Raw genomic sequence first — 15144 nt, 5'->3', positions numbered from 1 at the left:
CCCCTGCGGTCCGCACGCAGCCGTGGACTTTTGTGCGCCTTCCATTCCGGCAGCAGGCCGTGCCTCGGCCTGTTCGGCGCTCAACGTGGCTGTTCGTGCCCAGGCCGCGGTTACGCGCCGGGCGGCGAGCACTCGATGTCGGAGACCGTCGTGGCCGCCGAGGGGGCCTGGCCGGGTGTGGAGCCGGCGTGCTCGTCGAGCCCGCGGGCGGCGTGGATTCGCAGCAGTCCTTCGATGCCGCGCAGCAGGGTCTCGCCGGCCGGGACGGGGTCGCCGAGGTAGCCGGCGCTCATCGCGCCGTCGCGGAGCATGACGAAGTGCTGCCCGGCGTGCTCGGCCTGCACGGTTGTGATCTCGGCGAAGAGTCCGGTGATCGTCTGCAGGAACCACTCGCGGTGCTGCACGACGGCACGGTGGACCGGGTGGTCGGGATCGGGGAATTCCGCTGCCGCGTTGAGGAAGGCGCATCCGCGGTAACCCGGTGAGCGGATCTGCTCGACCAGGGACGCACCGATGCCCCGCAGGATGCCGTCGGCCGGCAGGTCCGCGGCCGTCAGGGAGTCGATCTGTGCGCGGATCGCCTGGTCGACGCTTCCGATGTAGGCGACGGCGAGGTCTTCCTTGCTTCGGAAGTGGCGGTAGAAGGTGGCGTTGGTGACCTTCGACTCGGCGACCAGACGGTCGACGCCCACCGTGTGGATGCCCTCCGCGTAGAAGAGCTGCCCGGCGGTCCTCAGGAGCCGTTCCCGGGCCTCGGAGACTCGCCTGCCGGTGCCTGTGCCGGCTTCCGTCTTTGTCATGTCACCCATGTTAGCGGGTAGAACGCTCTCTCTTGTTTTCGCGGAACAGGTGTGCCAGTCTGCAAAACAAGAGAGAGCGTTCTCTCTGTGTTCCGCAGTGACTGGAGAACCCCATGGCATCCACCGCCTCCGCCGAGTCCGTCGGCGCCACGCCCGCCCTGCGCCGGCTGTACGTCATCCGCTTCGCCTTCGCCATCGCGTGGGCCGCACTCCTGCTGGTGTCCGGCTCCGAGCTCACCGTCGCGGCCAGGCTGCTGCTGTTCCTCTATCCCGCCTTCGACGTGGTCGCGGCCGTCGTCGACGCCAGGTCGGCGCGCGCCGCCGGGCCGGTCAGGGGCCTGTACGCCAACATGGCCGTCAGCCTGCTCGCCGCCGTCGGCGTCGCGGTCGCCGGCGCCTCGGGCGTCGCCGACGTGCTGCGGGTATGGGGCGCGTGGGCGGTCGTCTCCGGCCTCGTGCAGCTCCTCGTGGGCGTCGCGCGCCGGCCGATGGGCGGCCAGTGGGCCATGATCCTCAGCGGCGGTATCTCGGTGCTGGCCGGTGCGAGCTTCATCCGAAGCGCTTCGCAGGACGCCCCCTCGCTGACCGCCCTCGCCGGCTATGCCACTCTCGGCGGGATCTTCTTCCTCGTCTCGGCGATCCGCCTGTCCCGCTCGGCCCCCAGGTTCTGACCAGGCGGGCGGCTCACCGCCGAAGGCATGAAGCACCCTCTGGTGCACACAGCAGGGCGCCCCGGACCATCGCCTGGGGCGCACCGGGCGAGGCGACGCCGGGCCACGGCGCAGAGCCAGGCGCGGGGATCCTGCCGGCGTCCCAGACGCGCAGTGCCTGATGAAAGGTGTCCTGGAGGAGCACCTCGGTGCCGACGTCCTGGTCGGACAGCCCCATGCCGGTGGCCCGGCGGCCGATCGACCGAACCAGCGGGGCGAAGTGCAACTCCCAGGCTGTCCTGAATGGCATGGCTTCCGCGGCGCCGCAGTCGGCGCAGCTTCTAGCCTCGGTCACTGACCACTGCCGACGGCCTTCAGCATCGCGGGCATGGGGGAGTGGTGAGGCCGGGCGGTCGGGGTCACCGTGCATGCCGGCCGTTCGCCCGGACCTGGTAGGCGCCCGGCCGGCCGCCTTGGTACTGCGGGAGGTGCCCAACGGAGCGGGCCGGCGGCCTGGGCCGGCGGGCACGTGCGGCGCTCGGCCCGGCCCGGTGCTGTCCACCCCCGACGTCGGTTCCGGGCCGGTGGCGAGTTGACCGCCTCCACTCCACTGCTCGACGCGGCACGCCGGCTGAAACCGGCCGGGCCTCCCGACCTGCGCCCACCGACCCTGTTTGACCTCTGCGTGCTCAGTTGGCCGGTGTGCGTGATGTGCCGGGAGATCTGCGGTGCCAGACTGCTTCCCGCGGTGTTCGAGGACCCGGCATCCCGGATGTCAGGGGCGGCACGTACCGTCTGGGCTCATGACCGATCAGCAGTGGGTGGGAATACGACAGCGGGTCGAGGCGGCGGCTGCAGGACCTGCGGGCAGCCAGGTATTCGGGTCGTTGGGGCACAAGTGGGTCGTGGAGGACCCGCTCACCCAGGGTGAGCTTGCCGAACTCGAGGCTCAGATAGGCGTGCAACTGCCGGAGGAGTACCGGTCCTTCCTGCTTCACGTGGGTGCAGGTGGCGCTGGTCCTGCGCACGGCCTGTTCCCCGTTCGGCGCGTGCAGGACCGCTGGAGTTGGGAAGGTGACGGCGCGGAGATGGTCGACCTGTCGAGGCTTGCCGAGCCGTTTCCTGACCAGGGCCCCGACCCCAAGCTACTCGAGGAACTCCTCGCCCAGTGCCCCGAGGAGGAGAACTTCGATGACATCGAGGACTTCGACGACGCCATGGAGGCGTGGGACGAGCGGTGGGGAGCGGCCATGTTCGCCCCGGAGCGCACCGTCGGCGCGATCGTGATCTCCCATCTGGGTTGCGCTCAGCGGGAGTGGCTGATCATCAGCGGCAGCCACCGCGGAACGATCTGGTCCGACTGCCGGGTGGACGACGTCGACCTCGCCCCGCTCCTCGCCGAGGACGGTACGCCCGTGAGGTTCGCCCGCTGGTATACCGACTGGCTGCAGAAAGCCGAGCACACAGCCTCGTCGGCGTCGTAGGCCCGACACTCTGTGCTGCTGAGCAACGTGGCTGGCCGAAAGGGCGGAATCGGGTGCTCAGTCACACCTGCTTACGCACGGCGGAGCGGGGATGCTGAGGTCCTGCGCTCGGGCGGCTGTGCCGACGGCCCCGATGCCCAGCCGTTTTCTGGTGGGTCTTCCCCCGCACTGTTCCGGCGATGATGGTGGCGAGGTGGGGACGGCGGCGAAGGCGGTCGCGGCGCGCGTGATGGCGGAGCGCGAGAGCCTGGCGTTCTTCGATTGCCGGACGGTCAGAAGAGCCCGGCTGGGGTGCCCTTCGTGAGGTTCTCGGTGATCGTGCGAAGCCACGGGCTGCGAACGGCCGGCAGCCGGACCAAGGTGTGCTGGAACGTTCTCCCGTCCGCCCGGAACAGGTAGTTGGGGAGCAGCGGGAGCGGGTCGTCACGGAGGACGTCCTGGGGTAGTCGGCCCGACGCGGGGACCGGCAAGTACGGCTGGGGAGAGACCAGCCACAGCCACACGCCCAGCGGCAGTGGCACCAGGTATGCCGGCGCAGTCGGGCCCGCGGGGCTCCAGGTCTGACCTGTCTGGGGATGGACCGGTACGAGGAGGATGTCGACGCCCGCGTCCGGGGAAGGCTGACCCGGTCCGGCCAGGACTGCGCGCCGCTTCGGGGGGCCTGCGGGCAGCAGGGTGTCGAGCGAGCGTTGGAAAACATCCGCGGTCAGACCGCCCGGGACCGTCACCGGATGCCCTTGGGAGGCGACCAGCAGGTGGGCGAGCGCATGGCCGGCCGCCGCCTCCCACCGCGGGTTCCACGACCAGTAGTGGTTCGACCCGGACCGTCCTCCCCACGTGGCGATCGGCTCGAAAGGGGGTGTTTTCTCCCCGTTCTCCGCCAGCTCCGCCCAGGAAGCGGGCACAGCGTGGGTCCCGTCAACGGGGACGCGGCGTACGGCGTCCGGGCTGAGCCGGACTACCTGCCAGAGCGAGCAGTCGTCGACCCTGGTCGCCACGGGAAGGTCGCATGCCTCGCAGGCCATGTTGGGGCCGTCGGCTCCGTCGAGGCCACAGCAGGCACCGCCGCGCTTCTCCGGGATCAGGCGGGTGCCACGGATATCACCGGGCGCGATGACACTCGCCCCGGGCGTGCTGTCGGACAGGGCGTAGACCGGCGCGTAGATGCCGCGTGCCTCCGCCTCACCCGCGCGGATCTCGTCCCACATCCGCCACGGCCCTCCCCAGGGGTCCGGGTCCACGGCGAACGTCCCTGACTGCATGAGCACCGGCAGCTGGATTCCGTTCCCGTACTTCTGACGGGCGTGGACCGGCAGTGATACCTGGGACAGCGGGATGGTCAACTCGGCGCCGCATCCCGCACACACGAAAACGAACAAATGTCCTCCGCCTCGGAAACACTCGCATCCTCGCAGCTCACAGGCAGTCAGCCAACATGTTTTCTCATCCACTGAGGGACCGGCACCCGGTGTCTGCTGCTCATTCTCGTGAGCGAAGCCGATGGGTCATCAGTCGCAGCGGTGTGAGGATGTTCCAGATCAGACGGTAGGTCATTGAACGTGTTGTGGACGCTATATGCGTGATTGCGACTTTCAGTGCAGGGCAGCCGGCTTGTCAGGGTCACCGCCCGCTGGACGACGTGATCGCCAGCCCGCAATCATCCAAATCGATCACCTAGGCTGGCGTGGTGACTGATGAGCAGGAGCGGGTGCGGCCGTCGGGAGTGTGGGCCACGGCCGTGGGGGTGGCCAGAGTACGGGCGTTGGAGACCGCGCGCGAGAACGCGCTGTTCCGCGACCCACTGGCAAAGGCCTTCGCCGCCGCCGGCGGCCTGTGGCCCTCCTCGCCGCCGCTGCCCGATGACGAGGCGGCGCGCCGCCGCTGGCTGGGCGTGGCGTTCTCCATCGTCATCAGGACGAAGTTCCTCGACGAGCTGTTGCAGGAGGCCTCTGCGTCCGGGGTCCGGCAGGTCGTGCTGCTCGGGGCCGGCATGGACAGCCGGGCCTTCCGGATGGACTGGCCCGAGGGCACCCGGCTGTTCGAGGTCGACACCGCCGTTCCGCTGGACTTCAAGGCCTCGGTGCTGCGCCAGGAGCGGGCCGTCGCGCGCTGCGAGCGGATCACCGTCCCGGTGGACCTACGTGAGGACTGGCCCGGCGCGCTGTCCGCCGCGGGGCACGACCCGGCCGAGCCGACCGCGTGGATCGCCGAGGGGCTGCTCATCTATCTCCGCGAGGACGCGGTGGAGCTACTGCTGGCCCGCATCGGCGCGCAGTCGGCGCCGGGCAGTCGGATGGGCCTGACGTTGGGCTCGCGCGGCGTGATCGAGCGCTTCGGCGCGGACGCCGAGCCGGGATCCGCGGCGTCCATGTGGGTCTCGGAGATGCCCGACGACCCGGTCGCTTGGCTGGCCGGGCACGGCTGGGACGCCGACACCCACACCCTGCGCGAGCGCGCCGCCGCCTACGGCCGCCCGATCAACACCCCGCCGCGGCACGAGGAGCGGCCCGGCGGACTGATCTCGGCGGTCCGCCGCTAGGTCGTCCGGGGCGAACACGCAACTCCTGCCAGTCGCTTCCCCGCGATCCGCCCACGGCCGGCAAGCCACTCCGCCCGCCAGGGATCGGTACGTGCGATGATCTCGGCTACCATCTCCCGGCCCGCGGCGATCTCCGCGCGCCCCGGTATCCGCTTCGGCCTGATCGACCATGCGCTGCCCCCCTGGAAGGCACGCTGGGGGCGACGAATCCGGAGGCGTTCGCCCAGCTCAAGCGCGACCTCGCCGTGGTCGTCAGCGCCAAGGCCCTCTTCACGCTCACCGACCTGTGCGGCCTCGACCCGGAGGACGCCATCGCCGGCGCCGTACGCACCGCAACAGCCTTGACGCGGGCTTCGGTCAGCGACCTCGGGCAGCGGCCGGCCGCCCTGCTCCGCGTGTCCGCCCGGCACACCGTCACCGACGACGGTTGTCCGAAGGGCCGGAAAACCGGTGGAGCCCGCGGAGCGGGTATCCGTACCGTCCCTGGGGTGACTTACCTGAGCCCCCTGGGATTTCTACTGGCCATCGAGGGCGCCGCTCTGCTGCGCGGCTTCCAGGAGGGGAGCGCCGACCAGGTGTTCGTCGAGGCCCGGCTCGCCGAGATCCGGACGATGTTGGACACGCCCGCCCTCGCCCATGCCGAAGGAGTGACGGCGATCGAGGGCACGATCAGCACCGTCGACGTCTACCGGGCCTGGGCGCCGCACTACGACGCCCCCGGCAACCAGATGATCGAGTCGAAGAGCCGGTCGTCCGACGCGTCCTGGACGGCCTGCCCATCGGCACGGCCCTGGACGCGGCCTGCGGCACCGGCCGTCACACCGCCTACCTGCACCAGCTCGGCCACCAGGTGATCGGCGTGGACGCCTCACCGGAGATGCTCGCCAAGGCCCGCGAGCGCCTGCCGGACGTCCACTTCCATCAGGCCGACCTGCACCGGCTGCCGGTTCCCGACGACGCGGTCGACACCGTCCTCTGCACGCTCGCCCTGACCCACGTCCCCGACCTGGCCCCCGTGCTGGCCGAGTTCGCGCGCGTCCTGCGCCCCGGCGGACACCTGGTGATCTCCGACGCCCACCTGCTGGCGTCCTACCTCAGGCCGACACTGCCCCGCCGTCCCGGCCCGGACGGCCGCCCGTCCCTCCTCACCGAGTACCACCGCCCGCTCAGTGCCTACCTCGCCGCGGCCCTCCCACTCGGGTTCCGGGTCCGGCACTGCGAGGAGCCCCGACGCCCGCGTCGCTCCCTCACCCCCGACACCGCCCCGGACCCGCTCCCGGCACATATGTCCTGGGACCTCCTGCACTGGTGCCCGGAGGCTTCGGCCGCGGCCCTCGACGAGTCCCCGGTCGCGGTCATCTGGCACTTCCAACTCGAAGACACAGGGAAGAGCTGAAGGCACGGGGAAGAGCTGAGGATCGTCAGTGCGGGAATGCCCGTGGTGGTCGCTGGCGGGGCAGCGTGGTGCGGAACTCCTCGATCACGGAGTTCACCTGCCGCATCAGCGAGGTCCGTTCCAGCAGGCCGAGGTAGAGGTTGCGGCGGGCCAGTCCGGGCAGGTCCACGCAGAAGTACAGGGCCATCAGCGGGTTGATGAACAACTCGCCGCCCTTGGTCCGCTCCGTGAACCGGACGTCGCCGAAGTCACCCCGCACGGCGGCGGCGACGGATCCGTTCACGATGCTCGGGTGGCTCGCGGTGTGGCGCTGGGCATGCGCCACCGCGTCGAGATACAGCGCGCCCTCGCGCGCCGCCCCGGGCAGCGAGAACGCGCCGAGACAGGCGCCGTCCCGGTCCAGGGCGGCCAGGTTCTCCAGGACGAGCGAGTGGTTCACGCCGTGGTACGCGTCCACTCCGAAGCCGAGGCAGGCCACCAGCCGGTGCGGGACCTCGTCGAGCCCGCTCACGGCGGCCAGGCTCGCCATGTCCTCCTGCGGGGTGCCGAGACCGTGTTCGTCGCCGCGCATCAGGATGTCGGTCCCGCCGTCCACCAGCACGACCGCGTCGACACCGCCGAGATGCGTGATCAGCGTCCGGTAGGCGGCCCGCAGCGGACCGGCCCCGATGCTCGGGAACGCGTACACGGTCGACGGCAGATCCTGCGTCGCGAGCCACTGGGTGAGCGTCCGTTCGGGGAAGTAGTCGCCACGCAGGGGCGTGTCGGGCCCGACGGCCGCGACGTCCTGGTCCACCCACACATCGAGGTCCAGGCCGTAGAGGTCGGCGAAGGACAGGTTGGCGAGGTGCACCTCCTTGCCCGCCGACCGCAACGCGAGCGCGAGCGGCAGCCCGGCGTACACGTCGAATCCGCCGCCGGCACCGGCGATGAGCACGCGTCGCGCGTCGCGCAGGCGGGTGAAGAACGCTGGTTCCCCCAAAGAGATCACCGCAGGACGCCAGCAGGAGGGCGTGTTCGCTTCTCACTCGCCGCAACAGGACCTGCGGTACTCACTGTGCTTGCCGTGAATCCTCAGATTGCGCGTCGCGCGGGTTGACAGTGCGGGGTCCGTCCGGCGTCGGCGGAGCCGTCTGCCCCTCCGGCCGAGAATCGTCAACGATTTCGTTGACTAATCTTGCGCCCCTCTAGATCGCGGGACTACGGTCCTCGCCGTACCGCCCCTGTGAAGCCGCAGTTGCCAGGGGCCGGGTGGGGGCCGCGAGGTATGGCGGTGTGCTCCGGGACAGGCAGTCCGAACGGGACGCCCCGCGCACCGCTGCGACGGCCACTCGCCTCGGCTCAGCGATCGAACGGAGACCGAGTATGCGTATGCTCCCCAGATGGTGCCGGTGGAAGTCCACCGCTTTCATGGCCACCCTGGCCGCCGCCCTCGCCCTCCTGACCGGGGTGAGCATCGCCCTCGCCGGCGCGACGCCCGGCAGCGCGTACACCTCCGGTTCCGCCGCAGCGGTCAACGCGGCCACGACCACCTCCGGCATCGCTCCGGCGATGACGTGTTCGGGCGTGACGTCCCTCGACCTGGCCGCCGCCGTGCCCGGGGTGCCGTTCGAGGTCGGCTCGGCCGCGGAGGTCGCCGCGAGCAGCAACACCCTCGGCAACTGGGGGTACTGCGATGTGCAGGGTGTGATCGCCCCACAGATCCACTTCGAGCTGCGTTTGCCCGACACGGGCTGGCAGGCGAACTACCTGCAGCTGGGCTGCGGCGGCCTGTGCGGCAGCGTCAACACCGGTAATGCCGCCGCGTCGTACGGCTGCGTCCCGTTGACGGACGGTGCCTTCGCGGTGGGCTCCAGCGACGAGGGCCACTCCCAGGGCGGCGGCCTGTTCTCCACGGACCTGAGCCTGCGCGCGGACTTCGGCTACAAGTCCGACCACCTGCTCGCTCAGGTCGCCAAGGTCCTGGTCAAGCAGTACTACGGCCGGGCGGCCACGCACTCCTACTTCGACGGCTGCTCGCAGGGCGGCCACCAGGCACTGACCGAGGCCCAGCGCTACCCGACCGACTTCGACGGCATCGTCGCCGGCGCCCCCGCCAACAACTTCACCGCTCTGAACACCTTCTCGCACGCCTGGACCGCCCAGTCCGTGTACCTCGACGGCGGCCCCGCCACCCTCACCACGGCCGACCTCGCCCCGATCCACGCGGCCGCCCTCAAGGGCTGCGACGCCCCGGCCGACGGCATCATCGCCGACCCTCTGGCCTGCACCTGGGACCCGGCGAGCATCCGGTGCAAGGCCGGGCAGACCTCGACGTCCGACGACTACTGCCTGACCGCCGACCAGGTCACCACGCTGCGCCGCATCTACTCAGGCCCGACCGACGAGCACGGCCGACTCCTCTACCCGGGCTACCAGTTGCGCGGCTCGGAACTGAACTGGGCCGGCATCATCGTGCCCACGACGGCGACCGGCACCACCGGTGACCAGAACTTCGTGCGCGAGACCCTGCGCTACCAGATCTTCGACGGCCCGCAGCCCGCCCTCACTTACAAGGACGTCAAGTTCACGGCCGCCTACTACAAGAAGGTCATGGAGCTGGGCGCGGGCATCTACGACGCCACCGACCCCGACCTCACCGCCTTCAAGAAGGCCGGCGGCAAGCTGATCCTCTGGCACGGCCTGGGCGACCAGCACATCCCGGCGGTCGGAACGATGGCCTATTACAAGGCAGTTGAGAAGGCCATGGGTGGCGAGGCGGCCACCACGAGCTTCGCCCGGCTGTTCCTGCTCCCCGGCGTCGCCCACTGCGGCGGCGGTCAGGGCCCGGACAAGCTGGACGCGCTGACCACGATCACCGACTGGGTCACCCAGGGCAAGGCCCCGGCCGGCCTGCTGACTTCGACGGTCGACAGCACAGGCAAGGTCACCTCGTCCCGGCCCACGTACCCCTTCCCGGCCATCGCCAAGAAGACCACGGGCGGTTCGGCCGACGACCCCTCCAGCTACACCTCGGTCAAGTCCACGGCCGAGGCGAACCTGACCCTGGACTGGCTCGGTTCCTTCCGCTCCGGCTACGAGCAGGTCGGCACCTGGATCCACGGCACGTGGGTGATCAGCAAGGGCAAGGCCTGACCTGACCTCGTCGGCCGGCCCGGCCCCGTACATCCGCCGTTGCCGCGTGCGGCCCGCCCTTCCTTCCGAGGGGCGGGCCCGTGGCTATGCCGAGTTGCGGTGCCGACGGCGAGCTCGTTCGTCTCTGGTACGACTCCGAGTGACCGGCCGGGACCGGGGAGCGCGGCAGGAGTCCGTCGCGTAGCAGCGCCAGCACGATGTCCAGCAGGGGCCCGGCCACCCGTTCCCGATTTTCCCCTTCGCATGCTCTCGGCGAGCGAGGCGTCCTTGTGAAGGAGCGTGGTTGTGTGCGTCGTGGCGTGCGTGATCGGGAGCTCGGCGCGCATCGAGGCAGGCGTCGAGGACGGCGGGAGAACGGGCGGAGGCGGCGGACTTGGCGTTGTGAACTGTGCCGCGGGAGGCAGCTGCAGCCGAGGCGAGGTCGCGCCGGCTGAGCCGGTTCAGTGGCTGTGCGTCGAGGCGCTGCGGTAGTCGGTGTACGTGTAGGGGTTGTCGAGCACCTTCGTCTCGGGGACGTCCGGGTTCATGCCCTTCACCCATGCTTCCTCGCCCATGGCCGACCGCAGGTGTTCCACGGTCTGCTCGACCGTGCGCCGCACCGCAGCCAGGTCGACGCCGAGCAGTCGGTGCTCGTGCTTGACCACCCGGCCGTCGACGACCACGGTGTGCACGTCGCCGCGCTGGGCCTGGAATGCCACATGGCCGTAGGGATTGAGGACCGGGAACGAGACCGGCGAGTGGTCGTTCTTCAACAGTACGAGGTCGGCCTTCTTGCCCGCCTCTATGCTGCCCAGATCCTGCTCGCGGCCGAGTGCCCTGGCACCGCCGAGCGTCGCCCACTCCACCACCTGGTCGGCGCGCAGCGCGCAGTGGGTGACGGTCTCGCCGCCGGCGTGGGCCTCCAGGTGCTCGCGCGCGCGGTCGGCGCCCAGGGTGGTGCGCATGGCGGAGAACAGGTCGCCGCTCCACCACACGCTCGTGTCCATCGAGAGGGAGACGGGGATGCCGTGGGAGCGGATCGCCCAGGTCGTGGGATAGCCCTGGCCGGCGCTCTGCTCGCTCTCCGTGGAAACCGAGATGGAGCCGCCGGTGGCCGCGATGCGGTGGTAGGAGTCGGCCGACAGGGTGGAGGCGTGTACGTAGACCGTCTCAGGGTTCATGAATCCGTGCTCGTGCATCAGCCGGATGCCGTCGTCGTTGGTGGCGCCCCAGACGCCGGCGTGGGTGGTGACACCGACGCCGAGGTCACGGGCCACCTCGAAGGCCGGCTTCTCGGGGAAGGCGGGGTCCCCGGTGACATCGAAGGCGAGTTGGAAGCCCAGCATGTCGTCGCCGGTGATGCGGCGGCGCACGAAGTCCCGGAACTCCGGTGCCGCGGTCCATTCCGCCGGAGCCTGCTGGATGTTGCCGTAGGCGAGAACGAACCGTCCGGGCACCGACTGGAGCGCGTCCACGGCCGCGTCCGCGTGGGCCACCGTCTGCAGCCCGTGTGACCAGTCGACGACCGTGGTCACCCCGGCGTCCAGCGCTTCGACGCCGGCCAGGAGGTTTCCGGCGTGCACGTCCTCCGGTCGGAAGGTCTTGCCGTGTGCGAGGTAGTACCAGACGAAATACTGGGTCAGGGTCCAGTCGGCGCCGTAACCCCGCATCGCCGTCTGCCACATGTGCCGATGCGTGTCGATCATGCCGGGCATCACGATGCCGCCGGACGCATCGATTTCCGTCGTGCCCTCCGGGACGGCGAGCCGCGGGCCGACCGCGGTGATCCGGTCTCCGGTCACGAGCACGTCGGTGTCGGTGAGCACCCGTCGCGCGCGGTCCATGGGCAGCACCGTGCCGCCGCGGAAGACGACGGGGTGTCCCGCCTGGAATGGGGTGGACTGGCGCATCACTGAATCTCCCACTCTGCACCGGACGAGTGTCCGTATAGCGGCCGGTTGCTGCTGTCTGATGGTCATCAGGCCGCCGATCGCTGTCAATACTGCGCGTATTCCGAACTCCACCCAGTTTTGATGGCCAGTGTCCGCTGTGCGGCCAGATGAAAGCCATTGACGCCGGATCATGGACACAAGAGCCAACTTTCCTGCGTAGAGTGCCTGCAATGGATCGTCCGCCAGGCGGACACATGCACAGTGCATTCGAAGACATCCAGGAGGAGCCACCATGCCGCGTGAAGGAACCGGGCCCGATTTCATCGAGGCGCTGGCCCGAGGCCTGGAGGTCATCACTGCCTTCCAGTCCCGGCAGCCCGTGATGACCTTGACCGATGTGGCGACCGCGACGGGACTGGCCAGGCCCACCGCGCGCCGGATCCTGCTCACCCTGGCCGAACTGGGATACGTACGCCCGCAGGCCGGCGGTTTTGCCCTGACACCGCACGTCCTGGACCTCGGCGTCGCCTACGTCCGCTCGATGGGGCTGTGGGACGTGGCCCGTCCGCACCTGGAGTGGCTGGTCGAGCGCACGAACGAGTCCTGCTCGATCGCACAGCTCGACGGCTCGGACATCGTCTACGTCGCACGGGTCTCGGTGCCCAAGATCGTGACCCTCGCCGTGCAGATCGGCACCCGTTTCCCCGCGCTGCCCACCTCGCTGGGCAAGGTCCTGCTGGCCGCCCTGCCGCCCGACGACGTGGCCCGCATCCTCGCCGAGCCCAGCCGCTCCGGACTGGAGTCCGTGTGGCGCCCGGACCGGGCCGAGTGGGAGGCGGAGCTGCGTGAAGTGCGCGCGAGGGGGTGGGCGATGACCGACGAGCAGCTGGCCAAGGGCATCCGTTCGGTGGCAGCCCCCCTGCGGGACGGCTCGGGCCGGGTCGTCGCGAGCGTCAACGTCAACGCGCATGCCGCCGAGACCTCGATGGAGGTGCTGCTCAATGACTACCTGCCGCTCCTCCTGCAGGCCGCCGGCGAGATCAGCGTGGACTTCGCCCGGCTGGAGTCCGCACCGCACGTCGTCCGTCCGGCGGGCATGGGCGTGAAGTCTTGACGCCTTCTCCGTACAGGACACAGAATCGCCTTCCGGACGATCGTCCGCTGTGCGGACAGGGAGGCGAGAATGATGTCACAGGGCACCAAGCCTGCTCGGCAGGGCACCGCGGCACCGCTCTCCGGGGTGCTGGTCGCGGACTTCTCGCGGATTCTCGCCGGGCCGTACGCCACGATGCTGCTCGCCGACCTGGGGGCCGACGTGGTCAAGGTCGAGGGACCGAACGGCGACGACACCCGGACCTGGACGCCCCCGACCCGCGGCGAGGTCTCGACCTACTACCTGGGGATCAACCGGGGGAAGCGTTCGATCGCCCTCGACCTGCGTGACGAGGCCGACGCCGAGGTCGCCCGGAAGCTCGCCCGCCGGGCGGACGTCCTGATCGAGAACCTCAAGCCCGGCGGCATGGCCAAGTACGGACTGGACTTCGAGTCGCTCCGCCGGGACAACCCGGGCCTGGTCTACACGTCGATCACCGGCTTCGGCGCCGGGCCCGGCCGCCACGTCCCCGGCTACGACCTCATGGTGCAGGCCATCTCCGGGCTCATGAGCCTGACGGGCGACCCGGACGGGCCGCCCTACCGGGCCGGGATATCCGTGTTCGACGTCATGGCCGGCAACCACGCCGCGATCGGCATTCTCGCGGCACTGCGGCACCGGGACGCCACGGGCGCGGGCCAGCTCGTCGAGGTGAACCTGCTGTCCTCGGCCCTGACCGGACTGGTCAACCACAGCTCGGCCTACGTCGCCGGCGGCACCGTGCCGTACCGGATGGGCAACGCCCATCCCAGCGTCTTCCCCTACGAGCCTTTGCCCACCGCCGACAACGACCTGATCGTGACCGCCGCCAACGACGGCCAGTTCCGCAAGCTGTGTGAAGTACTCGGCATAGCGGAGGTCGCCGACGACCCGCGGTTCGCCCGCAACGCCGACCGCACCGCCCACCGTGAGCAGCTGCGGCCGTTGCTGGTCGAGAGGCTGGTCACGCGCGGCGCCACCGAATGGTTCGAGGCGCTGGTGGAGGCCGGCGTACCGAGCGGACCGATCAACACCATCGACGGCGGGTTCGCCATGGCCGAGCGCTTCGGACTCGACCCGGTCGTCACCGTGGGGGAGGGGGACCGTGCGGTGCCCACCACCCGGCATCCGATCCGTTTCTCCGCGACTCCCGCCGCCTACCGGCTGCCACCACCTGAACTCGACGAACACGGCGAGGAGTTGCGCAAGTGGGTGTCCGGAGCCGAGGAGGCCGACCATGGCTGAGCCGGCACCCCGCCCCGCTTACCCCACTGCACTGGGTGCTTCCGGCCTGAAGACCATCACCCTGCTCGGGCACGACCTGGCCGAGGACATCATGGGCTCGGTCGGCTTCGGCGAACTCGCGTTCTGGCTCGCCACCCAGCGGCGGCCCACCCCCGGCGAGACACGGGTCTTCGAGGCCGTGCTCGCCGCGCTGGCCGATCACGGCTTCACCCCCACGGCCATCGTCACCCGTCTGACCTACCTCTCCGCACCGGACTCGGTCCAGGGCGCCCTCGCCGCCGGCCTGCTCGGCGGCGGCTCCCGCTTCCTGGGCGTCACCGAGGACACGGGCCGCTTCCTGCACGACGTACTGGAGTCCCTCGACGGTGCCCTGCCCACCCACGAGGCGGGCTGGGACGAGCTCGCCCTGCGCACGGTCCGGGAGCAGCGCGCGCTGGGGAAATTCGTCCCCGGCCTGGGGCACCACGTACACAAGGAGGGCGACCCCCGTACACCGCGACTGATGCGCATCGCACAGGAGGAGGGCGTCTTCGGACCGCACCTGCACCTGTTCGCCGCCATCGGCCGAGTCCACCCGACCGTGCTGAACAGAACACTTCCCCTCAACGGAGCGGGCGTCTGCGGTGCCGCCCTCGCGGACCTCGGTCTCCCGCTGCCGCTGCTGCGCGGCTTCGCGCTGCTGGCCCGTACCGCCGGGCTGATCGGTCAGCTCGCCGAGGAACTGCGCCACCCGGTCGCACAGGACGTCTTCCTGTCCGTCGACCTCAACAACACCCCCGTCCCGCCGGTCCCTTACGCCCCGAAGCCCCTCGTGGAAGGACGGCGCGAGGACTGACCCCGCGACCGTCGCACGCCCTGCACCGCAATCGCCCGCAGACCAAGGAGCCGCAAC

General features: G+C 70.3%; 14 protein-coding genes. 9 read left to right on the top strand and 5 right to left on the bottom strand.

What is annotated here, in order from left to right; all coding sequences use genetic code 11:
- Nucleotides 1-110: 110 nt before the first annotated feature.
- Nucleotides 111-800: a TetR family transcriptional regulator gene (locus ACFZDK_RS52100; protein ID WP_390985450.1), complete on the bottom strand. Its 690-nt coding sequence runs from the start codon at nt 798-800 to the stop codon at nt 111-113.
- Nucleotides 801-913: 113 nt separating this feature from the next.
- Here ACFZDK_RS52100 and ACFZDK_RS52095 point away from each other — a divergent pair, with 113 nt between their 5' ends.
- Nucleotides 914-1471 (top strand): hypothetical protein, encoded by a 558-nt coding sequence (locus ACFZDK_RS52095; RefSeq protein ID WP_390985447.1) that lies wholly within the window; start codon nt 914-916, stop codon nt 1469-1471.
- Between the two features lie 13 nt (nt 1472-1484).
- On the opposite strand, the gene ACFZDK_RS52090 is transcribed toward ACFZDK_RS52095, so the two are convergent.
- Entirely contained in the window at nt 1485-1760 is a 276-nt protein-coding gene (locus ACFZDK_RS52090) for a hypothetical protein (protein WP_390985444.1), read from the bottom strand.
- Between the two features lie 493 nt (nt 1761-2253).
- Here ACFZDK_RS52090 and ACFZDK_RS52085 point away from each other — a divergent pair, with 493 nt between their 5' ends.
- Nucleotides 2254-2934, top strand: coding sequence for an SMI1/KNR4 family protein (locus tag ACFZDK_RS52085; protein WP_390985442.1), 681 nt, complete (start codon nt 2254-2256; stop codon nt 2932-2934).
- Nucleotides 2935-3206: 272 nt separating this feature from the next.
- On the opposite strand, the gene ACFZDK_RS52080 is transcribed toward ACFZDK_RS52085, so the two are convergent.
- Complete coding sequence (locus ACFZDK_RS52080) at nt 3207-4313, bottom strand: hypothetical protein (RefSeq protein ID WP_390985439.1); 1107 nt, start codon at nt 4311-4313, stop codon at nt 3207-3209.
- A gap of 344 nt (nt 4314-4657) precedes the next feature.
- Here ACFZDK_RS52080 and ACFZDK_RS52075 point away from each other — a divergent pair, with 344 nt between their 5' ends.
- The 3 genes from ACFZDK_RS52075 (at nt 4658) to ACFZDK_RS52065 (ending at nt 6869) form a co-directional block, all read left to right on the top strand.
- Nucleotides 4658-5473 (top strand): SAM-dependent methyltransferase, encoded by an 816-nt coding sequence (locus tag ACFZDK_RS52075; protein WP_390985511.1) that lies wholly within the window; start codon nt 4658-4660, stop codon nt 5471-5473.
- A gap of 245 nt (nt 5474-5718) precedes the next feature.
- Nucleotides 5719-6327, top strand: a complete 609-nt coding sequence (locus ACFZDK_RS52070) for a hypothetical protein (RefSeq protein WP_390985514.1) — start codon at nt 5719-5721, stop codon at nt 6325-6327.
- Nucleotides 6237-6869 carry a methyltransferase domain-containing protein gene (locus ACFZDK_RS52065; RefSeq protein WP_390985509.1) on the top strand — a complete coding sequence of 211 codons (633 nt, stop codon included), beginning with the start codon at nt 6237-6239 and terminating at the stop codon, nt 6867-6869. The genes ACFZDK_RS52070 and ACFZDK_RS52065 overlap by 91 nt, the downstream gene beginning before the upstream one ends.
- 25 nt (nt 6870-6894) lie before the next feature.
- Here ACFZDK_RS52065 and ACFZDK_RS52060 read toward each other — a convergent pair whose 3' ends face one another.
- Complete coding sequence (locus tag ACFZDK_RS52060) at nt 6895-7860, bottom strand: DUF1152 domain-containing protein (protein ID WP_390985437.1); 966 nt, start codon at nt 7858-7860, stop codon at nt 6895-6897.
- Nucleotides 7861-8279: 419 nt separating this feature from the next.
- Between ACFZDK_RS52060 and ACFZDK_RS52055 the strand changes: the two genes are divergently transcribed.
- Nucleotides 8280-10004, top strand: a complete 1725-nt coding sequence (locus ACFZDK_RS52055) for a tannase/feruloyl esterase family alpha/beta hydrolase (RefSeq protein ID WP_390985434.1) — start codon at nt 8280-8282, stop codon at nt 10002-10004.
- A 440-nt stretch (nt 10005-10444) separates the two neighbouring features.
- Here the strand turns inward: ACFZDK_RS52055 and ACFZDK_RS52050 are convergent, their stop codons facing one another.
- Nucleotides 10445-11893, bottom strand: a complete 1449-nt coding sequence (locus ACFZDK_RS52050) for an amidohydrolase family protein (protein ID WP_390985432.1) — start codon at nt 11891-11893, stop codon at nt 10445-10447.
- A gap of 274 nt (nt 11894-12167) precedes the next feature.
- On the opposite strand from ACFZDK_RS52050, the gene ACFZDK_RS52045 reads away from it, so the two are divergent.
- From ACFZDK_RS52045 to ACFZDK_RS52035, 3 genes are all read left to right on the top strand, one after another.
- Nucleotides 12168-12989, top strand: a complete 822-nt coding sequence (locus ACFZDK_RS52045; RefSeq protein ID WP_390985429.1) for an IclR family transcriptional regulator C-terminal domain-containing protein — start codon at nt 12168-12170, stop codon at nt 12987-12989.
- Between the two features lie 72 nt (nt 12990-13061).
- The gene (locus tag ACFZDK_RS52040; protein WP_390985506.1) at nt 13062-14252 is read left to right on the top strand and encodes a CoA transferase; all 1191 of its coding nucleotides are present in this window, start codon (nt 13062-13064) and stop codon (nt 14250-14252) included.
- Nucleotides 14245-15087 carry a citryl-CoA lyase gene (locus ACFZDK_RS52035; RefSeq protein WP_390985426.1) on the top strand — a complete coding sequence of 281 codons (843 nt, stop codon included), beginning with the start codon at nt 14245-14247 and terminating at the stop codon, nt 15085-15087. Before ACFZDK_RS52040 ends, ACFZDK_RS52035 begins: the two co-directional genes overlap by 8 nt.
- The last annotated feature ends 57 nt before the right edge of the window (nt 15088-15144 follow it).

The sequence above is a fragment of the Streptomyces sp. NPDC007901 genome (assembly GCF_042959465.1).
Taxonomy (GTDB): domain Bacteria; phylum Actinomycetota; class Actinomycetes; order Streptomycetales; family Streptomycetaceae; genus Streptomyces.
This window is presented reverse-complemented; position numbering and strand designations above follow the sequence as displayed.